Below are 25,332 nucleotides of genomic sequence, written 5' to 3'. Positions count from 1 at the left end.
AACCGCGGTCTGCCACTGCTCGATTTGATTGATGAAGGCAACATCGGCTTAATCCGCGCCGTTGAGAAGTTCGACCCAGAACGCGGTTTCCGCTTCTCGACTTACGCCACTTGGTGGATCCGCGAGAACATCGAGCGCGCACTAATGAACCAAAGCCGCGCGGTGCGCCTGCCGGTGCATTTGATTAAAGAAATGAATGTTTACCTGCGTACTGCCAAAGAAATGAGCAAATCGCTGGGTGCTGAGCCAAGTGCCGAAGAGTTAGCCGCTCACATGGGTAAACCAGTTGCAGACGTACACCGTATGTTGCAACTCAATAGCAAAACCAGCTCGTTGGATATTCCGGTCGGTGAAAATCAAAACGCCACCATGGCGGACATGATTCGCGATGACAATCACATCAGCACCGAAGATCGCATTCAACAAGATGAGCTAAACGGTTCACTAGCAGCAGCAATTGAAACACTGGAGCCCAAACAACGCGAAATCCTCGCCCGCCGCTTTGGTTTGTTGGGTCACCAGCCAACGACACTGAAAGAAATTGGCAAAGAGATGGGCGTGACGCGTGAAAGTATTCGTCAGGCTCAGGTCAAGGCGCTAAACAAGCTGCGCGTGGTCTTTGAAAAGCAAGGTATCTCGATGGATATGGTGTTGAGCGCCACAGCGTAACACCACCATCAACATGGTTTTATGAATTCTCCCCCTACGTTAACGCGTTTGGCCTCGGCTCTTTGCCGGGGCCTTTTTTGTATGGCTCTATGATGCCAGCACTGCCTGATCACGGCCTTGTCGTTTGGCTTGATATAGCGCTTTATCTGCTCGCGCAGCCACTTGCTCCAAGTCCTCATTTGGTTGCATCAGCGCAATACCAACGCTAGCTGTTACCACTACTGTACCTGTTGCAAAGCGTGCCTTTTCACTGCCAATCAACCGACGAATTCGCTCAGCACAAATTTCAGCGGCCTTGGCATCGCATTCGGGTAACACCGCAATAAACTCTTCACCGCCCCAACGGCCGCAAATAGCCTCAGAACGCAGCCCTCGCATTAAGCTTCGAGATACCAACTTGAGCACGACATCGCCGCTTTGGTGACCATGGGTATCATTGACTTGTTTGAAATGATCAATATCCAGCATCAGCACAGCAAGTGGTCGTTGGTATCGAACAGCTCGCTCCAGCTCGATGTGAGCGGCAGCTGTGAAACCTCGGCGGTTCAATAGGTGAGTCAAGGAATCAGAATCTGCCTTGCGTCGCAACCGCCCTTGTTCAAGCAACATTTGTGGGATCAGTCGCTGGGCGTAGACAGTGATGGCTAACAGTGGCAGAAAAATCTCGATCGAATCGTTAAGCGAATTGCCCAGCACAGAGTGCTCCAAAGCCGCCAACATGCTCACCAACATAGCGCCAGCACCAGCGGTCTGAAGCTCAGAAAAGTGAATCGAAACATGCATCACAGCAGCGATAATGACTAAGCCTGCCAGCATATGCCAGACGTCACTCTGCAGTCGATTTCCCAAATAAAATAGCAAGCAAACTGCAGCTGCAGCGAGCACTAGCAAAAGGAAGTAGTTGGCTCGGTTTCTTGGCCGTGACTGGCGCGATAACACCAGCTTCACCGGCCAATTTAACTTGCTGCCCAGCTTGAGCCAATCAAACAGCAAGCAAAACAGACCCGACAAACTGACAATGCCAGAGAAAAACGCCATCGCCAACATGGATGGCGACAAACCTAGCTTCTCCAGCTCGAAGTCATAGAAATAAGCAATTCCATGTAGATTGATGTAGGCAACTAAAAATGAGGCGAGCAACGCAGCCACAAATGCTGGCACCAGTCGAACATGGGCTCGGCCTTGGTTGATCTGGCCATAAAAAAGCAAATAAATGTGCGTGACTAAGAAGATCACCGAGACTGAAGATAACGCCGTCACAAAGGAACTTTCTATCGGCAATCGAGCTAATAAGTGAGAGACCGGACCAATGTCAATCATCAACCAAAAAGCATTGCTTATGGCTGCCGCTACTAAACACAACATAGCACCGCGCCAACCAAAATATAAACATAGGGCAAACATGTAGCCCATTTCGGCGCTCCACAACACTCGTTCTAAAGAGTGTAATGACAGCAGCGCCAGGCCGTCTATTGGCACCCAGAGCAACACCAACAGACACATCACTGATGCTTTTTTTACTACCGAGGTTTGTGGCTGATTGGTTGCCGCTGCAAGCATGGATGGCCCTTAGTAAGATGCGCTGACTATCATGTTAGCGCCTTGAATTCATTGCAACAAATACCCGAAGCGATAAAACGATTAAAACGCCAAAGGCTTGCTCACTGTCAGTTTTATATCTTTCTCCGACGTGAACATGTTGGCGTAATAAAAACTACCGAGTCGGTCCTGATGGTTCCGATAATCAGTGTAATGCAGATTGATGCTGCCACCAGCGAGCCAACCTTGGCTGACTGAATATGCCAGGTCCAAGTTCCATGCACTCTCTTCACCCGTCGATGCTGATTGGTCTTGTTCACCATCGACCCAGCGTGTTGAGCCCCAACCATAAGCCGCGGAGGCGCCCAAACGCCATTCACCAGAGGCTGTCGGCAAACGATACCAAGCGCCAGTAAACAGAGCTGTTTCGCCATCGTTGTTCCAGTCCGAGCGGCTATCCCACCAATATTCATTAGACCCCTGAGAGTTGGCATAGCCGCGAGTCAACCGCGGCAGATAGGTACCCAAACCTTCGGCCTTAGTGGCCAACAACTCAGCGCGAAACTGCCAACGACCAGATAGCAACTGCGCCCGCACTCCCTGCTGCCACGCTAAGCCGTTATAGACTCGATAACCGGGGTCATTATCTGACTCTGAACCGTAGAACAAATAGGCCAGTGATAAACCATCTTGCCAATCAAGTTGCCATGACGCTTTTAGGTGATAAGCGCGCATATAGTCCTTGGCTTCACCGATCCCTAATTGCAAGTTAAACGATTGATGGTCGGGGTGATATGTCACCCCCAAACCATGGATGTAGTCAATGCGATTGCTACCGCCAATGGGTTTGGTATCCCAAGCGTTGAGCTTGGAGAAGTACTGAGTTTGTTTATACCATGGCGCCTTGTATTGGTCGGCCCAAGCGTAAGTAACTGTCCAGTGTTTCGGTACGTACTTGAACTGCAAACCACGATACGTGCCAGGCTGAAATGACCAGTTCACCCCCAGGATTCCTGGCACATGCATCGGTGCATAACCAATTTTGATACGCGCTAACCGGTGATCGGCGCGAACCTTCAATACCGCTCGCGATATTGAAACACCATTTTCCGCAGACTGACCATTTTCTTGCCCCCACTTATTGCCCGCAAAAGAAAACTCATTTTCAATATTTCGCGGTAAATCATCATCGTAGGTAATATCTGCGGCAGCAAAAGCTGAGGCGTTAAAGCCAATCCAGTCAAACAACCAGCCCGACTTAAAGCTCAGGGCAGTTTGCAACGTGCCATGGTTCAAATCATCCTGATAGCTGCTGGTTTGACCGGATTCATCGCGACGTTGACGGTAGCGCTGCATATGGGCAAGCTGGCCGACAAGCGTATGTTTCTCTGCCAATTCAAGCCAAAATTCTTCATCTTCGTCACCGGAAGAGCGGTTGTCTGCCTGAACGGCACCACAAAAATACAGCGCCCCAAACGCTAACCAACTGACGCACCAGTAGCGACTCATTGCAACCTAGTTTTTACCGGTAATTCCAACCAATATTCGCTGCGATACAGCGGTGTTGATTTCGGCAGGCTGGGATTGGGCACCTCAAACACCACGGTCTGTTGCCACTTTTCTAGTGGAAATGCCACCCGAGTTACTTGGTGTTGCTCCATTAGCCGACGAATGGTGCCATCGCTAATACCGCGCTGTAAGCCCAATTCAAGTCGCGCTGCCAGTTCATAGTTTCTATGGCTAGTGAAGAAGTAAAATGGCACCACGTAATGAAGCAAAATATCATCAAAAGCAACGACCTGCCGTTCAGGGTTGGCCTTATTGTGCGCGTCTAACTCGCCGTACCCTTCAGTAATGGCGCGAGGAAAGTAATCACATTGGTCGGTCAAAAGCAGTTCAAACAAGGCGCTAAATTCATCAGCTCGAACAACGCGGTATCCCTGCTGCTCAAGAATGTCGGCATCAGGCCAAAATGTTCCCTGGCAAGCACGCAATTGTTTTAGCTCTTCGGGGCGTTCAATGGCAGCAAACTTGGCTTGATCCTGCGGCTTTATCAGCATCATCCGGTAACCCAACAACCCCATCAATAAAGGCACACGAGCAGCTCTAAACTGGATTTCTCGTTGATTGGTCGGAGCCGATGCGACGACATCAAGAATGTCGCCAATATCCATCAAATGAAGGATTAGCCCTTGGTTGAGGGAAATCGGCATAAACTCAACTTCTGACGGTCCGAACTCAGATTCAGTTTCCGCTAAGGCAATTTCAAGTAACTGCACCAAATAGCTATGGGAGGCATCAGCATCGGATTGCTTCGGCGTCATCCTGACGATGGTGACATTTTCTTCAGAGGCAGCATTGGCGCGAATCGCTGGCACGGCAGAACAAAGCATAATGATCAGAACGCAACGCCAGAGAATAAGCCCACCATTCATGCTTTACCCACCCTGTTGTCTTCACCAGCAACTTGCACCTGTCGCTAACTTAGCGACAACGTTGCTATTTTTTGTTGTTCATTGACTTTCAAGTGTAGCAAACCGCGGCAAAATGCCAGTATTCGTCGGCTCGATCAAAAAAATCACCATAGCGCGCCAGAAAGACTAGCGAATTTCACCGGTGAACTATTCTTAACTCGTTGAAATCAGCTAAGGAATAGTGATGACGTTGCGACTCCAACCACTCTGGGCTCGGCAGATGTTTCTGCTCCTTAGTTTGTTTGTCGGCTTGGTGGCAAATACGATGTCCGAGGAATCGCAGCCGCTGCCTGACGATTTACGCGATTGGGCGAGTCGACACCCGGCAATTCATTACAGTCCATCACTCAGTTTACGGCCTGATGATTTTATTACCGAACAAGGCGCTCACTCCGGCTACGCCAGCGATCTTTATCAGGCTCTGAATGAGGTTTTACCTGTTCGGTTTATTCCGCTCCCCCCGAAAAGCTGGGATCAGCAGCTCAGTGCGCTGATGAGTGGTGAGCAAGATGTACTGGCAATTTGCGCTCGCACTCCAGCCAGAGAGAAACTGTTTGAATTCACTCAGCCTGTGATGCACCAGGTCGCTGGCTTTATCATCAATACTAAAACGCCTTATTTGGAAAACATTGATAACTGGTCGAAAGCTCATGTGATTGGTGCCATTGATGGCACCGCACTAAGAGACTACCTCAATCAATATCAGTTCGGTGCCAAAATCATTACTACGGCAGATTATGAACACGGCATTATTCAAGTCGCCAATAGTGATCTGGATGTGTTCTTAACTTATCAATCCAGTGCCCATTATTGGGCCAAAACCGGCGATTTAAAATCAGTCCGCTTTGTGCCGTTCCCCAATGCAGCGCCAGAACCCAACAACATGTGTGTTCGCAAAGGGCTGCCGGAATTGGCAAGGTTGATTGATTGGGGTATCAATCAGATTGGCGAGCAACGAATGGAAGAGTTGCGCAGCCAGTGGTATTCGAAGGATCTAGATGTTGCCGATGCAGCTCTGAAAAGCCGAGCGATGGAGTCGCAATCAGGCGAGCGCCGTTACAAAAATCGAGTTTGGGTACTGTCGATGTTTGGCGTCATTGCCATCGTTGTCGGCATCATGGTATTGCAGCTTTTCCGTTCCAACCAGGTCGGCGATTTTTTTGGTCAAACTAAGTATCGCAGAACGTTTGCTACCGTCATTGCACTGATCTGTATCGCTTTTGTTGCATCGATCATGCTTGCCTTACACAACTTGCGATTAAGTGCTTATGAAACTTATCAAGAGCAAATGGATATCGCCCAAGACGGCGCCGAGACAATTCTGACCGAATGGATGAACGAGAAGCAGATTAATCTCAATTTACTGTTGAACAGTGATTTTTCTATCTATGCTCAAATTCTTAATCAATTAGCTACAGTTGGTGATAGCGACAGTGATCAAGTCGATAATCGCCAACTACTGCTCGACTCGCCAGTGTTAACCAAAGTACGGCAACATGTCTCCAGTCGTTTCACCATGACCTCGACGACCGGCTTTTTTATCATTGGCCCGGACAACATCAATGTCGCCTCGATGCGAGGAAAAAATATCGGCACTCGCAACCTGCTCACCAGCGCCGCCCCCGAATTACTGGCCCGAGCATGGCGCGGCGAGACGGTATTAGTGCCGCCGGTTCGATCGGACGTGTTTTTCTCTGCCCATTTACAGGATAAGCAGTTGCCACCAACCATGTTTATTCTCAGTCCAATCCCTGACAATACTGGCAAAATCATTGCGGTATTTGCCCTTCGGATTGATCCATCACGAGGCTTTTCAAAGAATTTTCGTTCCTCCGACATTGGCTCTACCGGTGAGGTTTACGCCATTAACCGCGATGGCTGGATGCTAACCCGCAGCCGCTTTGAAACCATCATGCTTGAGCGAGGTGAACTGGGCGACAACCTCAGCTCTATTTTGTCGGTGCAGGTGGACCCTAAGCTTGCCGAACAGATGTTGGGGAACAATGACGGCAGAAAAGCGCTCGATACCAATCACCATGAGTATCTCGATTATCGCGGTGAGCGGGTACTCGGTTCATGGCGTTGGCTGCCACAGTTTGGTTTTGGCACAGTGGCAGAGATAGACCTTGACGAAGTGCTATACGATTTTGAAGGTGCACGCGAATTATTGATTTTTACTTTGGTGATAACCTTATCAACGATCATATCCATCACCATATTTACCTCGGTAGTAGGCCGCCAAGCCCACGAGATATCGACTCGCTCCAGAGCCGAATTAGAAGGCCTTGTTGAGGACCGCACTCGCGAACTCAACGCCAAACAAGAACGCTTGAAACAATCGGAGCGAGACACCCGAGAGATCCTCAGCCGAGCACCGACGGCGATGTTTACTCAAAACGCTGCCGGCGAAATTCAGCAGGTCAATCTGGCTGCCTGTCGACTGTTCGCGATGTCCGAAGAAAAGCTTAAAACCCGCCAATTTGCAGATTTCTTCATTGAGCAACAGCGCACTTTAGTGCGAGCGGCTATCGACAATCATTTGCTGGACCCTAAACCACAGGATTTACTTAGCGATGAGACCCTTCAAATCAAGTTGTTACATGGCGAACTGAAGTACGTCGAAGCCTCATTGACGCCAATTCAATTGGCCGAGCAACCAGAAACGATTATTTCTATACGCGATGTCTCTGCCGACCACGAAGCCTCGCAAGCGCTGCGCGATGCCAACAAAGCAAAGTCTGATTTTTTGGCCAATATGAGTCATGAGATTCGGACCCCAATGAATGCCATTATCGGCATGTCGAGTTTGGCGCTACAAACAGACTTAAGCTCAAAGGCAAAAAACTACATCACTAAAGCACACAATGCCGCCGAATCTCTGCTCGGCATCATTAATGACATTCTCGACTTTTCTAAGATTGAAGCGGGCAAGCTGGAAATGGAAGCGATTGACTTCCGACTCGATGATTCGATGGAAAGCTTAGCAAACGTACTCACGTTCAAAGTTGAAGAGAAGCAACTTGAATTGCTATTCGATATTGATGCCGACGTGCCAAAGAACCTGCTCGGCGACCCACTCAGACTCCACCAAATATTGCTGAATCTGGGCTCAAACGCAGTCAAGTTCACTGATGAAGGCGAGGTTGTGATAGGCGTCAAGGTGGCAGATCGCAACCAGTCGAAGGTCAAATTGGAGTTTTCAGTCAAAGATACTGGGATTGGCATGACGCCCGAACAGCAAGCCCGACTGTTCCAGTCATTTTCACAAGCCGACACGTCGACCACCCGCAAATATGGTGGTACAGGGCTCGGTCTCACCATTAGTAAAAACCTAGTCGAAATGATGGGTGGTGAAATTTGGCTGCATAGCGTTGCCGGCCACGGTAGTAAGTTTATTTTCACTGGTTGGTTCGGCATCAGCGCTCAAACCAGCGAACAGGATGAGTTGGACAAGCTCGACCTCGAGGGGCTACGAGTACTGCTAGTCGATGACAACTTATCGGCGCTCGAAGTACTGTCCAATATCATGGTGTCGATGGGTTGTGATGTCACCAAAGTCAGTTCCGGTAATAAAGCGATTTCGCTGATAGAAGAAGACAAGCGCACTTTTGACTTAGCGTTAATCGATTGGAAGATGCCGGAGCTCGACGGTATCGAAACCTGTATTCAACTCAAGCAAGCAGCCGACAACAAGTTACGCGGATTTATCATGGTGTCGGCCAGCGCTAAGGAAGCCGACAAGGAAAAAGCTCGGCAGCGGGGGATCGATCAGTTCTTGCGTAAACCACTGACTTCGTCGTCGGTATTCGATGCCATGATGACCATCATGGGGCGCGACTACAGAGTGACTAAGCGTGCCGCCCTGCGACAAGAGGAAGATGCCGCCAGCCAAGATAAATTGGCTGGTGCCTATGTGTTGTTGGTTGAGGACAACGAGTTAAACCAAGAGCTGGCAATGGACCTGCTACAAAATGCCAAGATAAAAGTCGACTTGGCCGAAAATGGTGAAATTGCGATCGATAAAGTTCGTCAAAACGACTATGACGGCGTGCTGATGGATATTCAAATGCCGGTCATGGATGGCTACACAGCGACGGCGAAAATTCGCGAATTTGACCAACAACAGATCATCATTGCTATGACTGCCAACGCCATGTCGGGCGATCGGGAGAAAGTGTTGGCCACGGGTATGAACGACTACATCTCGAAGCCGATTAAGGTCTCCAACATGTTTAGTACCATGGCGAAATGGATTCATCCTCAACAGCCTATTGAGAGCCAACAGCCGACCGTCGCGACTCAAAATCAAGACAGTATTGGCAAAGAACAAGTATTGGAATTCAATTCGATAGACGTCAAACTCGGATTAAAAACCTGTAACGGTAACGATAAGTTATACCGCAAGCTACTGCGTCGTTTTGTTGAAGGTCAGAGTGATTTCTTTGCTCGATACAACGATGCATGGGCAGAACTAGAGTGGGACGATGCCACTCGCATCGCTCACACCCTAAAAGGTAACGCCGGTAATATTGGCGCCATCGAGTTACAGGCATTTGCTGATAACCTTGAGCGTAGTTCAGCTAAACAAGCGGCGCATGAGCGTATTCAGACAGAGCTCGATTTAACCCATCAAGCGCTACAACTGGTACTCAGTGAAATTAGTGGGTTGTTCGTTGCTGATGATGTCGCCGAGCAAAAACAACATGCTTCACCGACCATTATTGAGAACAATATTGATCACTTGCTGGCGTTGATGGAAGACTTTGATGTCGACGCCCAAGACATTGTTGCTGAATGGGCGGAACTCGCTTTTGCTCCTGATATTCAGGAGAAGATCAATGACATCCAACAACACTTGGATAAATATGACTTTGACAGCGCCAAGGATAGCTTGGAAGAATTGCGGTTGCTACTGCCACTATCGAGTGGCTAATCACTCAGTTTAATCACACGGAAAAGGCGCTGCGGCATAGCAACGCCGTTAGAGAGAAATCATGTCATCAAAAGTTTATTGCATCGCTCAATTTCGAGCTAAGCCTGATCAGCACGACGCCCTGTTCAAGGTACTTCAATCGCTGGAGCCTGACACGCAAAGAGAGGAGGGTTGCTTACAATACATCGTCACCCAAGTTGCCAGCAGTGAATTTGCCGATGGCACCACTGAGTACCCAATTGTTTTTAACGAAATTTGGGCCAACCACGATGCCTTCGGAGCCCACTGCCAGCGCTCAGCAATTCAGCAGTTTTTTCAGCAACAATGTCTCGACGAGAGTGGCCTAGCAGAAGCGTGGAATGTGACGGTATACAGTGACGAGCCGAACAACTACGACGCGCCCCAATTTACCTGACGGTCGATTAGCTTCAGCGCATCGCCGTTACGTTTTGAATAGCGGGTCAAGGCGCAATGCCGAAGTCATGTCCCGCTGTTTATTGCCGTCGATACCCACGAGCCAAAGCGCGCCGTCGATCCACTTCAATCGGCTGGCGTCAAAACGACTACTACGCGCATCAGCAGCCATAAAGACATATGATGCTTGTTGCGAATGTGGCTCAACGAAGGGAATTGCGACAATTTCTCGAACCGCTGGCGGCAAAGGGGTGAGCTGAAACACCGGCTCAAACACCAGAGAAATTCGTAACTGCAAACAGAGTTTAACTGCCGGATCACCATGCCAAATGCGAAACACCGACCCCTGTTCTTGCGATGGAGCCTGCACCACATACCCCTGAGCGAGCAATTGGACCTCCAAATCGCGCTCATAAAGTTGCGTTGATTTACCAATGATCGCCCGCTGCAAGCGGCTCAATTGCTCAATTTGCTGCTGAATTTGACTCAAGCGTTGTTGGCAAGCAAGTCCGGTTTGAATTAATTGAGGCCCTGATTCTGGCAACACGGCCAATTGGTTCAGCCAGCGTTGATGATCCACTTCCTCGGGTTGCTGCACTTCTTCATCGAGCGGATGAACGGCACCTCCAATGGCATCGCGTAGGCGCTGATCCCAGCGTTGGCTGCGGTCGCTGTCGAGCCAACCGACTTCAAGATCAAAGGTCTTCTCAATAATCCGCGCAACTTTGTCACCAATGCGCTTGGTCGGGGCTTCAGAAATATAGGCCGACGCGTAACTATGACTTTGTTGTAAATGGCGAGCAAACCGCGCCACTTCGCCTTGGCAGCGTTCGAACAAAACATAGCGAGCATTGCGATAGCGATAGGCCGCTACCTGGCGTTTCCCTGCTTTGGTATTGAGCATGACTGGTTCTGATTTAACCTCGATCACATCATGTTAGGTTGTGGTGGTCATTTTTTATGCAAAACTAGCCATCAATGGCTAGCCTTAATAGGTTCCCCAAAAAGAGGAGACCGTCATGGACTTGTCTAACTATCACTCCATGGATCCTAGCATGTTGCTCGGCATCATTAATATGAAGCTACGTCACGAATGCTCAAGCGTTGATGATCTGGCTGACTGCTATGACATTGATTCTGGCGGCCTGCAGCAACGACTCTCAATGATTGGCTACCATTACGATGCCATTCATAACCAGTTCACTGCGGTCTGACGCAACCAACGTCATTTGCCTTTATCGGTTAGTTCAGAGAGTTGCTGGCGCAACTCTCGCAGTTCCTCGCGCAGCATCTTCACTTCACTGTGGGTGTCTCTCACGGCCGTTTTTATGGCTTCTTCTTCCTCGTCTCTGCCAAGAAATTGCTGGGCAAAATAGCCTGATAGTAGGGCGTAATTACCAACACCGATAACAATCAACACGCTCGCTGCCAATCTGCCAACATCGGTTATTGGATAAAAGTCCCCATATCCCACCGTCGATACCGTCACTAAAGCCCACCAAATCGCTTCTTCAGGTTCAGTGATTGGCGCGTGTGGCAGACCCGTTTCGAGATAAAACACCAAGAAAGAACCGCCGAAGATGATCAGCAACTCCAACAGCAGTAAGCCGGCAACGGTATTACCCAAACGCGAGACAAAATGAAAATCAAAACGGCCCTTGGTCAAATAGAGCATTTTTGCCACGCGGTAGACCTGCACGATTCGTAACAGACGCAGCGATTCACTAAATGGAATTGAGGCAACTAAGTCGTACCAGTGGGATTTAGCGTATTGCCATTTATGATCTGCACGCCAGAAGCCAGTCCAAAAGGCGATAAAAAACACCCCACAAACAATCAAATCGAACACTCTAAGCAAGCGATAAATACCGGGGTCCATGTCTTTGATCAGCAGCAGTAACGCCAGCACCACCGACACGATGGACAACATCATCATCATGAATTCATACAGGCTGGTGGAATGTTTATGGTCTGCCGCTGCGGTATTTTTATTGGTTAATGTGGTCAACACTGGCCTCCGTGCAATTTGTTACCAAAAGATTTTAGTTTGAAAATTGACGTTACTGGACTGGAGCTGCTAATTTCCGTTCAATACAGCGACATATCGATTTGAGAATCAAAGCCATGACAGTGACGGAACTACTAGATTTAAGCAAAGATTTGAATCAATTATGTGCGCAAGCTGAAGATATTGTGAACAGTGTGCCGCAAAATGACCCAAGCCATGAACGTTTGCTTGAGCACCTACGTAAGCTACAGAGCATTACCCAAGAACTGAGCGACTGTCAGGAAAGACGTTAGCCCTTCAACTTCGGTAGTGCATCTTCAATTCGTTTTTATCACCAATAATTGATCGCACTGCCGAAGGTGCGTTCTGGAGTAACAATGCAAACTGCTACCTTTGCCGGCGGCTGCTTTTGGTGTGTCGAGGCCGTTTTTAAGCGTTTACGCGGAGTCCATAGCCTCACCTCTGGATATGCCGGCGGCGCGACCGAGAATCCTACCTATGAGCAGGTTTGTGCTGGCGATACCGGCCACGCCGAAGTCATTCAGATTGAGTTTGATGAGTCACTGATCGGCTACAGCGATTTACTGAATGTATTCTTCACTAGCCATGACCCAACTACCCTCAATCGACAGGGCAACGACGTTGGCACTCAGTACCGTTCCGCAGTGTTCTATCACAACGCCGAGCAGCAACAGCTGGCGCAAGCATATATTGACCAACATAGCGCTGATTTTGACCACGCGATTGTTACTGAAGTAACTGAAATAAATAACTATTACCCTGCTGAGAACTACCACCAAGATTACTTTGCCCGTAATCCTCAACAGGTGTATTGCAATGCAGTGATCCCACCTAAACTGGCTAAGCTTCGCAAGTTGTGGCTGCCGCTTTTGAAAGACGATTAACCAGTCTCTACAACAAGGCTTCGATATCCGCCACTAGGTCTGCAGGCTTGGTGGTGGGGGCATAGCGTTTGACTACCCTGCCGTTTCGGTCGACCAGAAACTTGGTAAAGTTCCACTTGATGGCTTTGCTACCCAATAAGCCACGTTTTTCATCGGTCAGGTATTTGTATAGCGGGTGGGCACCATCGCCATTCACTTCAATTTTTTCGAACAACGGAAAGCTGATATTGAAGTTCAAATCGCAGAATTGCTTGATTTCACTGTCACTACCCGACTCCTGTTTACCAAACTGATTGCAGGGAAACGCCAACACCTTGAAACCCTGATCACCATATTTCTGGTAAAGCTGCTGTAGCCCTCGGTATTGCGGGGTGAAGCCGCAAGCACTAGCGGTATTGACAATCAGCAACGCCTGGCCTTTGAATTGCCCCATCGTCACTGATTCGCCGCTATTGGTTGTTGCTTCAATTGCATAAAAGTCGGTCATATCATCCTCATGTTATTCGGTGGCAAATATTGTCCATAGTTCATTGTTTACGTAGGCTGAGCTCTCCGGATCGATGCTTCGCTATCAATACTAATCGGTGGTCGCTGGCGTCGAACGTTGTGACAATATGGTCTGCCAATCAAACGAGTAGTCTTGGTCATCATCTAGGTCCTTACCGATTTTTGAGAACTGAGCGAAATCGACTCCGGACCAAGTCTGATCGCTCAGCAAGGCTTCAAATTGGTGATAATTATCAAGCGTAATAGCCTGCAGCGTTGTTTTGAACACCAGCGATTGGTCACCAAAATCATGACCATGATAAAAGTCATGCAGCAATACCATGACCGAGGCACCTTCGAGAAAATGGCCGCCGTACGTGACATCGATGAGCCCATCTTTAACTGCGGCAATGCCAGCGGCACTCCAATCGACACCACCAACCCAGATGTTTTCTCTAGTTCCTCGCAGCTCGTTTGCAGTGATTGATGCTTGAATTGCAATGCTATCATTGGCAGCCCAGATGATATGAGTATTAGCGTAACGTTTGAGCAAACCGCCGGCCTTTCGGGGTGTCGTTGCCCCGGTCCAACTTGCATGCACCAACTGATTGAGGTTAAGCGCAGGTTGCTGCTGCAAGTAGGTTAAAAGCCCTTCATCTCGGTCCAACGTTGCAGAGGAATCTTTGACGCCGCCAACGGCAATCATTTCCGGGTTGGCAATACCATTGCGCCGCGCTAACTGGAATAAATGCTCAGCCAAATCGTAGCCAACTTTGACATCATCGGCATACATATGACCCAGCCAGTGAGGATATTTTTCCCTCGGCAGGCCGATCTCCTCTCGCTCTTCGACAGGAACGCTCGAATTAATCAAAAAAGAGCGGAGACCCTTTTGCTCAGCGGCACTTAAAAGTGCTGCTCCTTGACCACGCAGAAAGATGTAGACGAGGAAATCGGGCGGTATGTCAGCGTTGATTTCTTCCATCACCGCAGCGGTATAAGTGAATCGATTGGCATCGGTGTATACCACTTTTAACTCTATATTTAGGTCCCGCGCGGCGGCCTTCATTACGTTTGTCAGCGGCTCCCAGAAGGGCTCCCCTTGAACGGACGGGTTGATGAAAGTGACACGAATGGGATCGTTGCGCTTGTTGGCCGCTGAAGATGACGCCTCGCTGGCAACACTAACAGCGATCAGTTGCAGTGAGATCACCGCCCAAATAACAACAGACTTTACTACAGCAATGTTGGCCATCAACCCACCACATCAAAAGCCATCAATGGCTGAGTTTCAGCATGACATTCCTTTCGATGCAGATTAATACACAGGGTAGCTGAGTTCCTCTTAATACGACTCAGTTACAATCAAGAAGTGAGACCCACTCGACTCGAAATGATAAGATTCGCCGGTATTTAGCCTGACAGACGTAACCGATGATCGACTCAGCTGCACTCGCCTTGTTTATTCCAACATTTTTCTTTGTGTCACTCACGCCAGGCATGTGCATGACGCTCGCTCTAACGCTGGGCATGACCATTGGCGTCAAGCGCACTGGATGGATGATGCTTGGCGAGCTACTAGGTGTGGCCCTGGTCGCAACCAGTGCGGTGATTGGCGTCGCTGCAGTCGTATTGAAGTACCCGCAAGCATTCGTGGTAATGAAAACCTTAGGCGCTTGTTATCTCGCTTGGATTGGTATTCAGATGTGGCGCTCTCGCGGCAAGCTGGCGATTCCAGAACAACTCGACATCACGCCTCAAATCAGCGCCAAGAGTCTCGCGATGCAGGGTTTTATGACCGCCGTTGCTAACCCCAAAGGTTGGGCATTTGATATTGCCTTGTTGCCGCCATTCATCAACGAAGCACAACCTTTGGCGCCGCAGTTGCTAATTCTACTCTCGCTAATTTTATTGTTTGAAGCGATTTGCATGCTGCTGTATGCCAGTGGCGGCAAAACCCTCCGACACCTACTCCTCAAGCCAAGTAACGTCCGTACCATGAATCGTGTTGCCGGCTCACTGATGATTGGTGTTGGCGTATGGCTATTCTTGGGTTAATAACCTGTCTTGGGCTCGTTTAAGATCATCGGGCGTATCAATATCGAATGCGGCATTAGCCATGGCGACGGTAACGACATCACTCGATCGCAATAACGCTTTGCCACCTTGGTCGCCCTTCAGCTCATTCAATTGCGGCCAAACTGAGCGTGGAAAAACTGCCGGCACACCGCGACGCTCGCCATAGTCGGCACAGATGATGTCATTCGGTTGCTGACGCCAAACTTGTATTAAGTGAGATAAGTCGTCGGTGTTGAGCAACACCTGATCGGCCAATAGGACCAACAAAGCTTGGCAACTTAGCGATTGTTCAGCCTGTTTTACCGCGCAGCGCAGCGAACTGGCCAACCCTTCTTGGTAGCTCAAATTGTGGCCGTGACTTAATGTCGGAAATCGCGCGACGAGCGCTGCTGCCTGATGGCCGAGAATCAGTCGAATTTGCTGTCGAGGTAATACCGAAGAGACGGTATCAACACTGCGCTGTAGAACAAAACTATCGCCCAGTGGCGCTAATAACTTGTTGGCTTCGCCAAAACGTTGGCTTTGCCCCGCAGCCAAGATGGCGGCTTGCAGTGTCACGGAGCAATCCTGGCGGTGTCATTCAATATGCCGCTGATTGATTGAGCCGACGCGCCATGCAACGCCGCGTGACATTCAGCCAGTATCGATAGCGCCACGCCCTCTGGCAATTCACCGCCTAGCGACAAACCAGCGGGGCCAGCCAACGGCTGGCGACATTGTTGAGGTTGAATACCGGCAGTATCAAATAATCGTTGCTTGCGATGCTCTGGACCAAGTACAGCCCAGTAACTGAGCGGCTTGTTGTGCCATAGCTGAATCGCCTCGACATCCAGATCAATGTGATGATTCATGATGACGACAGCGTCCACCGACTCAAGCCACGGCTGTTGCTCAAGGCCTGCTGCCGAGCTATTGAGCAAACGACTTGCTGTGGGAAAATCAACACTTCGGCCATAGCTTGGTCGAGGGTCAACCACGGACACCTCCCACCCCAAATTGGCAGCCATAGCAACCAACGGCTGGGCATCCAAGCCGCCTCCAAATACCGCCAAATGCGGTCGAGGCCGGATCCAGCGACACAACCAGTGTTGATCACAGTAGGTGACAGACTTCGCTTTATTGCCCAGCTCAATAGCAAACGGCAATTGCGTCAGGGTCGAAGCGACCAGACCGATTTGATGACCGTCTTCATTAGGCATAGCCGGTGTCATCGGCGAGCAATACACAATTGGCTGGTGGGCTATCAAGGATTGATAGACCTGAACCAACTGCAAGTAGTGATTTTCGGCAGTCACAGGTTGCAGCAGAATATCGATTTTTCCGCCACAGCCAAGTCCCAGTTGAAACGCCACATCATCTTCATCGCGGCTATCATAACTGACTAACTCAGCACCACCTGTTGTCATGACGCGCTTGCTGCGCCGCATCAAGTCAGCTTCCAGGCAGCCGCCGCTGATCAGGCCAAACAGCTGTGCCATATCATTGATTAACAATAGTGCGCCAGCTTTGCGATAGCTCGACCCTATGGTTCCAACGACTGTTCCCAGCACCCATTGATGACTATCGCGATGGGGATACCAAGCTTGCAATATGTCTTGTGTGTGAGTGGCCATCAGGCTCTCCGTTCAAGCAATTTAGTAGGCGCTGCGACGAGCAGATTTATAGCGAATAAAAAGGCCGATGGTAGCAATACACATCACCAGTGGCATGACCCGAATGGTGAATTGGTTTTCTGCCATATCGAGCCCAAACCCAACTATCGGTGACTCACCCAGATCTAGGGTAAACACCGAGCTGTGGATATAGCAGGCTTGTAGCAACCAAAAAACCGCAACCACCCAAAATGCCAGTGATTTTTTGTCAATCATAGCAAAGGCGCTGACAACGGTGGCGACCACCAATCCAGCGAGAGCGAGCCAGCCTGCCGCTTCGGGTAAGCTAGTCCAGTTAAGCTGAATTGCAGCCTGCAGCAATTGATAACAGCCATAGCCGATAGTGACGACCATGAAAATGACCAATGATTTTGCTTCTTTGCTAAAGCGCTGGAACATGAAGAGTCCTCTAACGACGGCTTAAAGGTCAGATTAATCCAGTCTAAGCGTCAGGGCTTGGATAATCCCATCGACAATTTGTAATTGTTTGTGTAAGCAGAAGGTTAGTGGGGCGAAATTCAGCGAGCGGCGCACACCGGACAGTTCGCTGAGCGAGTAATAGCAAATTGTTGCCAGTCGCCGTGAAGGGCATCGAATAACTGCAATTTCGCTGTATCGACCGGCAAACCGAGAAGTAACTTTATAGCAGCAAGCGCTTGCAGGCTGGCAATAACACCCAATACAGGCCCGATAACACCGGAATTGGCACAATTGAGTTTCGGCTCTTGGCCGCTCGGCGGATAAAGGCAGGCATAACAAGGTGACTGCGAATCGCGAAAATCAAATACGCTCAGCTGGCCTTCAAGACGAATAGCAGCCCCGGAAACTAAAGGAACACCGGCCTGTTGGCAGGCTGCATTGATAACATGGCGGACGGCAAAATTATCGGTGCAATCGAGCACCACATCGATACCTTGGACTAACTCTGGGGCATTGTTCGCAGTGACTTTCTCGGCATGAATGACGAGTTCAATATCATCATTCAAATCGCTAAGCTGACGCTCAGCGGCTTCGACTTTGTCTTCGCCAACATCCGATTCGCGGTAGAGAATTTGGCGCTGCAAGTTGCTTAATTCAACCTGATCATGGTCAACCAAATGCAACTCACCAATACCTGCGGCGGCCAGATATAACCCCGCAGGGCTGCCCAACCCGCCCAAGCCGATCAACAAAACTTTAGCCTGTTGCAGCTTCAATTGACCATCCTCGCCCACTTGTTGCAACAACAGGTGGCGGCTGTATCTCAGGGTTTGATGATCGGTCAGCATAGGGGTCCTTGAAACTTTGTATAGCTCGCGGTGTTACACCATTTGGCGGCCGTAGGCCGATTGCCAATCGGTCCAAACCGGTTGGTAGCCGCGCTGGCGAATCGCCTCAGCAACCGCTTGTGGATGGCGATCATCGCTAATGGAAAACTGTTCCAGAGCAGGTTCCGCATTGGCATAACCGCCGGGTTGAGTTTGAGAATACGCGCTCATGGTGGTGATGCCAAGTGGCAGCACTTGGTCCCTGAAGGCAGCCGATTCGCGCGTCGACAGTGACAACTCAAGTTCCGGATTAAACAAACGATAGGCGCAAATGAGTTGTACCAACTGGCGATCGGTCATCACAGATTTGGGCTCTAAACCACCGGTACAAGGGCGAAGACGCGGAAAAGAAATCGAAAAGCGGCTTTGCCAGTAGCGCTTTTGTAAGAAATTCAGGTGAGATGCCACCATAAAGCAGTCCGTTCGCCAATCTTCGAGACCAATTAACGCGCCAATGCCGATTTTATTCATCCCGATTTGGCCGAGTCGCTCTGGTGTTGCCAAGCGCCAATCAAAATCACTTTTTTGACCTTTGAGGTGATGCTCAGCATAAGTCCGGCGCGAATAGGTTTCTTGATACACCAACACTGCGTCAACCCCGAGATCTTTCAGCTCAGCATACTCTTCAACAGCTAACGGCTGAACTTCCATCGACAAGTGCGAAAAGTGACGCCGGATCCTTGGGATAGCCTGGCGAAAATAGTCCATGCCGACCTTGCGTTCAGATTCGCCGGTCACCAACAAGATATGATCAAACCCAAGTGCTTTAATCGCCGCCACTTCAGCATCGAGCTCGGCCATGTCGAGTGTCTTGCGACGGATAGCGTTGTGCATGGAGAAACCGCAGTAGGTGCAAATATTGGAGCATAAATTCGATAAATAGAGCGGCACATACAACTGGATGGTTTTGCCAAAACGCTGTTGAGTCAGGACCAGTGAGCGTTGCGCCATTGCTTCCAGATAAGGCTCGGCAGCGGGCGAGATCAGCGCCATAAAGTCATCGAGATTCAAGCGCTGATTGCCAGTTGAGCGCGATAAGGCCCGCTCAACATCAACGGCTGTTTTGGCACCGATGCTCAACCGGACATGATCCCAATCCTGATTATCCAATACCTGCTGGAAACTCTCTGCTTGCTTATTCAACTCGGCCAAACCTCTCGCTCAAATTCCTTTGCTGTCACCACTGTGCGCACGTCGACTAGCAAACCGGCTCGTCTAAAAATGCAGTTAGCGGGCTCGATGCCACTGCCGCGTGACTGACGCCGCCCAAGCCTGCTTCATAGGCCATTCGTCCGGCGCGAACTGCTTGCTTGAACGCCTCGGCCATCGCTACTGGATTTGGCGATACCGCAATCGCGGTGTTCACTAACACCGCATCTGCGCCCAACTCCATCGCTTCTGCGGCATGGGAAGGCGCGCCAATGCCCGCATCGACAATGACTGGGACATTAGCCTGCTCGATAATGATTTCTAGAAAGTCGCGGGTTTTAAGCCCTTTATTGGAGCCAATCGGCGCACCGAGTGGCATCACTGCTTGGCAACCCACTTGCTCCAACCGCTTACAGAGGACAGGATCAGCATGGATGTATGGCAACACCACAAAGCCGTCTTTCACCAGCTCTTCAGCGGCCTTCAGCGTCTCGATCGGATCGGGTAGCAAATACTTGGGATCTGGATGTATTTCGAGCTTGATCCAATGGGTACCCAGTGCCTCTCGCGCTAATTTGGCGGCAAATACGGCTTCTTCAGCCGTGCCAGCACCGGACGTATTCGGCAGTAGGTTAACGCCAGCGTCGATCAAGGGCCTGAGAATATCGTCATCAGCCCGATTCAAATCCACCCGCTTCATTGCCATGGTCACCAATTCTGTGCCGCTAGCGAGGATGGCGTCGGTCATTAAGCTTGGATTGGCAAATTTGCCAGTACCGCTGAACAGGCGACTGTGAAAGGTTTTATCGGCAATTTTTAGCATAGTGAATAACCGTTACTTAAATGAATAAACTGGCGATTTAGCCACCCGCAATAGCTCGAAATAACGCGATACTGTCGCGATCTTGCAGCAAATACTGGTCCCACTCATGCTGCGGTACGATCGTTTGATTAACCGCGATGGCAATACCAGACACATCTTGCTTCAACACGTCGATCAGCTGGGCTAATGTCGCTTGCGCTGATAGTTCAACAGGCTCGCCGTTTACATCTATTTTCATTACCAACCTCCTTGTTATTGCTTTGCTAGTGGCGCAGACTCGGCGTCACTTGAATCACCCAGCCGATCACCAGCCCCAACCAAATGGAGCCAATGCTCGGCAGCCAACTCAGGATCGCTAGTCTGAGTAAAAGCCCGGACCACAGCGATGCTGCCAACATCCGTGGTAACCAACTGTTGAGCGCGCTCAAAATCGATACCACCAATGGCTACTGTCGGCATTTTTTCCACACCTGCAGTATCACGCGAAGCCAGTAATGACGCTTGCTGCGATAGCTTTAGCACCCCTTGCGGAGTGGACGGCATATCTTTGGTTGTGGTGGCAAAAATGTGGCCTATTGCCAGATAGCTCGGTTGCAGCGCCGCTGCGCGCAGCATTTCAAAGTAGCCATGGGTCGAGAGGCCAAGCCTGACGCCTGATCCGGCTATTTTTTCGACATCGGCATCAGAGACATCTTCTTGCCCCAAATGGACCCCGTATGCATTGTGTTTTAATGCCAGCTGCCAATAATCGTTAATAAACACTCGAGCTTGGTATTGTTGCCCGAGTAATACCGCCTGTTTGACCAAAGGTTCAGCTTGATCCTCAGGCAGGTCTTTGGCGCGCAGCTGAATGGTTTTGACACCACACTTCAGTAATCGCTCGAGCCATTCGACAGTCGGCACTACCGGGTACAAGCCGAGTCGAAGCTCACAAGGAGCACAAGCTTGTCGCTCCGCATCCAGTTCAGCTAGTGCATTAGCCGTTTTGGGAAAGTCTTGCCAGCGTTTGGGCCAGCCAAGGTGAGCGACAGGCCCGGGGCCTTTACCTTGGCCAACGGCGGCTTTGAGTCCTTGTTGGACATAAGCATGAGCAATGGCAAAAGCATCTTCTAGGGCATACCCCTGGGCCAAACCACTCGCCAGCGAGGACGCGAAGCTACAGCCGGTGCCATGACCATGCTTGGTTGTCAGCTGAGGGCTAGCGCAATACCGCCAGCAGTCGCCATTGGTCCAAGCGTCAATGACGTGGTCATCTGAAATCGGCACGTCCATTAGCAAGCCGGTGTGACCGCCTTTGAACAGCACGGTTTTAACGCCATGCTGGCGAAACACGTCAAATGCGCGCTGCAAATCATGACTGGACAGTAGCGCAATGCCTGTGATGGCCAATACTTCGGTAGCATTTGGTGTCAGCACATCAACGTGGCGCAGTAGTTGTTGTTTTACTGCATCGAGTATCGGCTCTGCGGTCAGTGCATCACCGGTACTGGCGATAGCCACCGGGTCGTAAATCACCAGCGGCATTGGCAAACCCGCGGGCCAGTTGGCTAGCTGCTCGGCCAGCCATTCAACCTGCTGAGGGTTGGCCAACAGGGATATTTTGATCACCGCAGGCGGCATATCAGCGAGCAACTGCAGCCATTGCTGTTCCAGCAAGTCGATGGGCAATGCCATCAAATCAGAAACTGACTCCGAATTCTGCGCGGTGACCGTGGTGACTATGGTGCAGGCTTGGGCAACCGTTTGGTTGCCCAGTGCATCCTCATCACGTAAGCCGTTAATCGCTTGAATATCTGCTTGGATGCCTGCGCCACCACTACTATCGGAGCCGCCAATCGCCCAGACAATAGCTCGCTTGGGCGTGAGCACCTGATAGGGTTGAATGACGGTATGTGGAAGCCAGCTCATCAGTTGTGTTTACCTTATGTCGTTATATATCTATTTGGTGTCTAGCCTGGCTAAACGACCATTGCCCTGCTCCGGCCGGACCAATAGCGCTTTGCTTCAAGACGCCGTAAAATCATCCCTGATGGCTCTGCTGCTGCATCCTTGCAGCAGAAGCTTTCACAAAACGCTATTAGCCCTGCCTTTCAATTTCGTCGTAACGTTCCAGCTCGCTGCAAATAGTCTTCCGCTATCTCATGCGGCTCAGCTGAACTTCTCAACGACCATTGCCCTACTCCGGTCAGGACTAACAGCGCTTTGCTTCAAGACGCCGAGAAATCATCCCTGATGGCTCTGCTGCTGCATCCATGCAGCAGAAGCTTTCTCAAAGCGCTATTAGTCCTGCCTTTCAATCTCGTCGCAACTGAATTTCACAGCCAGTATTGCTCACAGGTCAGAGCTAACAGCGTTTTGCTTCAAGACGCCGTAAAATCATCCCTGATGGCTCTGCTGCTGCATCCATGCAGCAGAAGCTTTCACAAAACGCCATTAGCCCTGCCTTTCAATCTCGCCTCAACAGGATTTCAAAGCCAGTATTGCTCACAGGCCAGAACTAACAGCGCTTTGCCTCAAAACGCCGTGAAATCATCCTTGATGACTCGACTGCTGCATCCTTGCAGCAGAAGCTTTCACAAAGCACTGTTAGTCCTGACCTATAGAATTGGTCGATTAATTTGCCTCTACTGGCTCTTTGTCCGAATGTTCCAACGAATACAGCTTGCCGCCAGTTTCGTTAAAGGCATCGGCCATTTGCTTCATACCGGCTTCTGCAACTTCTGTGTTACCGTCCATATCGACCAATTTCACTGCAATAGCTTCTTGTTTCGCTGCAAAATCACGCACTTCTTGAGTGATCTTCATTGAGCAGAACTTCGGTCCACACATTGAGCAGAAGTGAGCGACCTTGCCGGATTGCTGTGGAATCGTTTCATCGTGATAAGAGCGCGCGCGTTCTGGATCGAGTGACAAGTTGAACTGGTCTTCCCAACGAAATTCAAAACGAGCTTTTGATAGCGCGTTGTCGCGCACTTGCGCGCCCGGATGTCCCTTGGCCAAATCAGCAGCGTGAGCGGCAATCTTGTAGGTAATCAAACCTTCTTTTACATCTTCTTTGTTTGGCAGGCCAAGGTGTTCTTTTGGCGTCACGTAACACAGCATGGCACAGCCGTACCAGCCAATTTGGGCCGCGCCAATGCCAGAGGTGAAGTGGTCATAACCTGGGGCAATATCCGTGGTCAACGGGCCCAAGGTGTAGAATGGTGCTTCGTGGCACGCTTCTAACTGCTTGTCCATGTTCTCTTTGATCAACTGCATTGGCACATGACCTGGGCCTTCGATAATCACCTGAACATCATACTCCCAAGCAATTTTGGTTAGCTCACCCAAGGTGTAAAGCTCACTCAACTGAGCTTCATCGTTGGCATCCTGAATTGAGCCAGGGCGTAACCCGTCACCCAAGCTCAGCGACACATCGTACTTGGCGCAAATTTCACAGATCTCACGGAAGTTGGTGTAGAGGAAGCTCTCGGTATGGTGCGACAAGCACCACTTGGCCATGATCGAGCCGCCGCGCGAAACGATACCGGTCAGACGTTTAGCTGTCATCGGAACGTAAGCAAGCAGGACACCGGCGTGGATGGTGAAGTAATCCACCCCTTGCTCACACTGTTCGATCAAGGTATCGCGGAAGATCTCCCAGTTCAGGTTCTCAGCTACGCCGTTTACTTTTTCCAGCGCCTGATAAATTGGCACGGTACCGATTGGTACAGGCGAGTTGCGAACAATCCACTCACGAGTTTCATGGATGTAGCGGCCAGTCGATAAATCCATCACGGTATCAGCGCCCCAGCGGGTCGACCACACCAGTTTTTCAACTTCCTCTTCAATTGATGAAGTGACTGCCGAGTTACCAATATTGGCGTTCACTTTGACGAGGAAGTTACGACCGATAATCATCGGCTCTGATTCAGGGTGGTTGATGTTGGCTGGGATAATGGCACGGCCGCGCGCTACTTCTTGGCGGACAAACTCGGGCGTGATTTGCTCTTTTAACTCAGCGCCAAAAGACTCACCGGCGTGCTGAATTTTGTCATTGTGCTGCGCTCGCGCCATGTTCTCGCGAATGGCGATGTATTCCATTTCAGGGGTAATAATGCCTTGCCGAGCGTAGTGCATTTGGGTCACGCACTTACCTTGTTTAGCAATTCGAGGCTTGGGTAAGTGTTCGAAGCGGATATGATCGAGGCCATCATCAGCAAGGCGTTGCTGGGCATATTGCGAGGTCACTGAATCAAGCGTTTCAGTATCACCGCGCTGGGCAATCCATTCGGCGCGAAGCTTTGGCAGGCCTTGGCGCACATCAATGACTGCTTCTGGATCGGAGTAGCTGCCGGACGTGTCATACACGCGAACCGGGGCATTATCTTCAAACTGCGGATCATCTTCGGTGCCGCCCACTAGTGTTGGGCTGAGGCTAATCTCGCGCATCGCCACGTTGACGCCTGCTTGCTCTCCGGCAACGTAAACACGGGTGGAATTTGGATACGGCTGGGCTTTTAAATTATCTAAGAATTGCTGCGCCTGTTGACGCAATTCGCGGCGGTTTGAAGTCGACATTTGGCTCTCCGTTCAATGCACTGGTTCGATTGATGCGGCAATGTCGAGAAGTGGCTGAAATGAGAGCACTGATCAGAGGCGAATCGCTAGATTCGAGGTGGTTTTCGCTTGCATACGATTGTTCCAACGATCGTATTCGGGCGAATGCCGGCCTTGTTTCCTCCGCAGGTGTTAGCCTGATCAGGTTCTCGGATTCTGCGCGGCTTACTGCCAAAGGCAATAAGCTTTGCAATCTCAGCCAACGGGTCTGATTAAGTTCAGACTCTGGGCACTCCGACAAAGCGGTGGTCAATATACACCCTAAATGAAACGAGTCTCAAGCCTTATTGGATTG

23 protein-coding genes are annotated in these 25,332 nt (G+C 50.2%); 7 read left to right on the top strand and 16 right to left on the bottom strand.

Annotated elements, in window-relative coordinates:
* Positions 1-669: sigma-70 family RNA polymerase sigma factor (locus CBE68_RS16995; RefSeq protein ID WP_087507338.1), on the top strand; the 669-nt coding region annotated here is incomplete at its 5' end.
* A gap of 87 nt (positions 670-756) precedes the next feature.
* Here the strand turns inward: CBE68_RS16995 and CBE68_RS16990 are convergent.
* The 3 genes from CBE68_RS16990 to CBE68_RS16980 all read right to left on the bottom strand — a co-directional run bounded on the left by CBE68_RS16990 (position 757) and on the right by CBE68_RS16980 (position 4,643).
* Positions 757-2,229, bottom strand: a complete 1,473-nt coding sequence (locus tag CBE68_RS16990; protein WP_087507336.1) for a GGDEF domain-containing protein — start codon at positions 2,227-2,229, stop codon at positions 757-759.
* An 81-nt stretch (positions 2,230-2,310) separates the two neighbouring features.
* On the bottom strand, positions 2,311-3,717 hold the full coding sequence (locus CBE68_RS16985; protein WP_087507335.1) for an OprD family outer membrane porin: 1,407 nt from the start codon (positions 3,715-3,717) through the stop codon (positions 2,311-2,313).
* Positions 3,714-4,643: a type 2 periplasmic-binding domain-containing protein gene (locus tag CBE68_RS16980; protein ID WP_087507334.1), complete on the bottom strand. Its 930-nt coding sequence runs from the start codon at positions 4,641-4,643 to the stop codon at positions 3,714-3,716. The genes CBE68_RS16985 and CBE68_RS16980 overlap by 4 nt, the downstream gene beginning before the upstream one ends.
* 223 nt (positions 4,644-4,866) lie before the next feature.
* Here CBE68_RS16980 and CBE68_RS16975 point away from each other — a divergent pair, with 223 nt between their 5' ends.
* Together CBE68_RS16975 and CBE68_RS16970 are read left to right on the top strand one after the other, a co-directional pair.
* Entirely contained in the window at positions 4,867-9,615 is a 4,749-nt protein-coding gene (locus CBE68_RS16975) for a response regulator (protein WP_087507332.1), read from the top strand.
* Positions 9,616-9,676: 61 nt separating this feature from the next.
* Positions 9,677-10,030 (top strand): putative quinol monooxygenase, encoded by a 354-nt coding sequence (locus tag CBE68_RS16970; protein ID WP_087507331.1) that lies wholly within the window; start codon positions 9,677-9,679, stop codon positions 10,028-10,030.
* 27 nt (positions 10,031-10,057) lie between these two features.
* On the opposite strand, the gene CBE68_RS16965 is transcribed toward CBE68_RS16970, so the two are convergent.
* Entirely contained in the window at positions 10,058-10,933 is an 876-nt protein-coding gene (locus CBE68_RS16965; RefSeq protein ID WP_143824609.1) for a hypothetical protein, read from the bottom strand.
* Positions 10,934-11,048: 115 nt separating this feature from the next.
* Between CBE68_RS16965 and CBE68_RS16960 the strand changes: the two genes are divergently transcribed.
* On the top strand, positions 11,049-11,243 hold the full coding sequence (locus CBE68_RS16960; protein ID WP_087507328.1) for a DUF4250 domain-containing protein: 195 nt from the start codon (positions 11,049-11,051) through the stop codon (positions 11,241-11,243).
* Positions 11,244-11,254: 11 nt separating this feature from the next.
* Here the strand turns inward: CBE68_RS16960 and CBE68_RS16955 are convergent, their stop codons facing one another.
* Positions 11,255-12,037: a potassium channel family protein gene (locus tag CBE68_RS16955; protein ID WP_143824608.1), complete on the bottom strand. Its 783-nt coding sequence runs from the start codon at positions 12,035-12,037 to the stop codon at positions 11,255-11,257.
* A 116-nt stretch (positions 12,038-12,153) separates the two neighbouring features.
* On the opposite strand from CBE68_RS16955, the gene CBE68_RS18800 reads away from it, so the two are divergent.
* Both CBE68_RS18800 and msrA read left to right on the top strand, forming a co-directional pair.
* Positions 12,154-12,330: a hypothetical protein gene (locus CBE68_RS18800; RefSeq protein ID WP_158100653.1), complete on the top strand. Its 177-nt coding sequence runs from the start codon at positions 12,154-12,156 to the stop codon at positions 12,328-12,330.
* Between the two features lie 84 nt (positions 12,331-12,414).
* A complete protein-coding gene (gene msrA / locus CBE68_RS16950) occupies positions 12,415-12,942 on the top strand; it encodes a peptide-methionine (S)-S-oxide reductase MsrA (RefSeq protein ID WP_087507325.1) in 528 nt (175 codons plus the stop codon).
* 7 nt (positions 12,943-12,949) lie between these two features.
* Here the strand turns inward: msrA and CBE68_RS16945 are convergent, their stop codons facing one another.
* Positions 12,950-13,429 carry a glutathione peroxidase gene (locus tag CBE68_RS16945; protein ID WP_087507323.1) on the bottom strand — a complete coding sequence of 160 codons (480 nt, stop codon included), beginning with the start codon at positions 13,427-13,429 and terminating at the stop codon, positions 12,950-12,952.
* A gap of 90 nt (positions 13,430-13,519) precedes the next feature.
* Positions 13,520-14,683, bottom strand: a complete 1,164-nt coding sequence (locus CBE68_RS16940; RefSeq protein ID WP_087507321.1) for an ABC transporter substrate-binding protein — start codon at positions 14,681-14,683, stop codon at positions 13,520-13,522.
* 179 nt (positions 14,684-14,862) lie between these two features.
* On the opposite strand from CBE68_RS16940, the gene CBE68_RS16935 reads away from it, so the two are divergent.
* Positions 14,863-15,486: a LysE family translocator gene (locus tag CBE68_RS16935; RefSeq protein ID WP_087507319.1), complete on the top strand. Its 624-nt coding sequence runs from the start codon at positions 14,863-14,865 to the stop codon at positions 15,484-15,486.
* Here the strand turns inward: CBE68_RS16935 and CBE68_RS16930 are convergent.
* The 9 genes from CBE68_RS16930 to thiC form a co-directional block, all read right to left on the bottom strand.
* Positions 15,472-16,065 carry a nucleotidyltransferase family protein gene (locus tag CBE68_RS16930; protein ID WP_087507316.1) on the bottom strand — a complete coding sequence of 198 codons (594 nt, stop codon included), beginning with the start codon at positions 16,063-16,065 and terminating at the stop codon, positions 15,472-15,474. The two genes, CBE68_RS16935 and CBE68_RS16930, sit on opposite strands and share 15 nt — an antisense overlap.
* Positions 16,062-17,120 carry an XdhC family protein gene (locus CBE68_RS16925; RefSeq protein ID WP_087507314.1) on the bottom strand — a complete coding sequence of 353 codons (1,059 nt, stop codon included), beginning with the start codon at positions 17,118-17,120 and terminating at the stop codon, positions 16,062-16,064. The genes CBE68_RS16930 and CBE68_RS16925 overlap by 4 nt, the downstream gene beginning before the upstream one ends.
* A gap of 21 nt (positions 17,121-17,141) precedes the next feature.
* Positions 17,142-17,558, bottom strand: coding sequence for a hypothetical protein (locus tag CBE68_RS16920; protein WP_087507311.1), 417 nt, complete (start codon positions 17,556-17,558; stop codon positions 17,142-17,144).
* A 119-nt stretch (positions 17,559-17,677) separates the two neighbouring features.
* Positions 17,678-18,427: a HesA/MoeB/ThiF family protein gene (locus CBE68_RS16915; RefSeq protein ID WP_087507309.1), complete on the bottom strand. Its 750-nt coding sequence runs from the start codon at positions 18,425-18,427 to the stop codon at positions 17,678-17,680.
* A gap of 33 nt (positions 18,428-18,460) precedes the next feature.
* Positions 18,461-19,609 carry a 2-iminoacetate synthase ThiH gene (gene thiH, locus CBE68_RS16910; RefSeq protein ID WP_229744795.1) on the bottom strand — a complete coding sequence of 383 codons (1,149 nt, stop codon included), beginning with the start codon at positions 19,607-19,609 and terminating at the stop codon, positions 18,461-18,463.
* A gap of 55 nt (positions 19,610-19,664) precedes the next feature.
* Complete coding sequence (locus CBE68_RS16905; RefSeq protein WP_087507307.1) at positions 19,665-20,438, bottom strand: thiazole synthase; 774 nt, start codon at positions 20,436-20,438, stop codon at positions 19,665-19,667.
* 37 nt (positions 20,439-20,475) lie between these two features.
* Positions 20,476-20,676 (bottom strand): sulfur carrier protein ThiS, encoded by a 201-nt coding sequence (gene thiS, locus CBE68_RS16900; RefSeq protein WP_087507305.1) that lies wholly within the window; start codon positions 20,674-20,676, stop codon positions 20,476-20,478.
* A 14-nt stretch (positions 20,677-20,690) separates the two neighbouring features.
* Positions 20,691-22,346 (bottom strand): thiamine phosphate synthase, encoded by a 1,656-nt coding sequence (gene thiE, locus CBE68_RS16895; protein WP_087507303.1) that lies wholly within the window; start codon positions 22,344-22,346, stop codon positions 20,691-20,693.
* 705 nt (positions 22,347-23,051) lie between these two features.
* Positions 23,052-24,998 carry a phosphomethylpyrimidine synthase ThiC gene (gene thiC / locus CBE68_RS16890; RefSeq protein ID WP_087507300.1) on the bottom strand — a complete coding sequence of 649 codons (1,947 nt, stop codon included), beginning with the start codon at positions 24,996-24,998 and terminating at the stop codon, positions 23,052-23,054.
* Positions 24,999-25,332 lie beyond the last annotated feature (334 nt).

This window comes from Neiella marina (assembly GCF_002165625.1).
Lineage (GTDB): Bacteria > Pseudomonadota > Gammaproteobacteria > Enterobacterales > Neiellaceae > Neiella > Neiella marina.
This window is presented reverse-complemented; position numbering and strand designations above follow the sequence as displayed.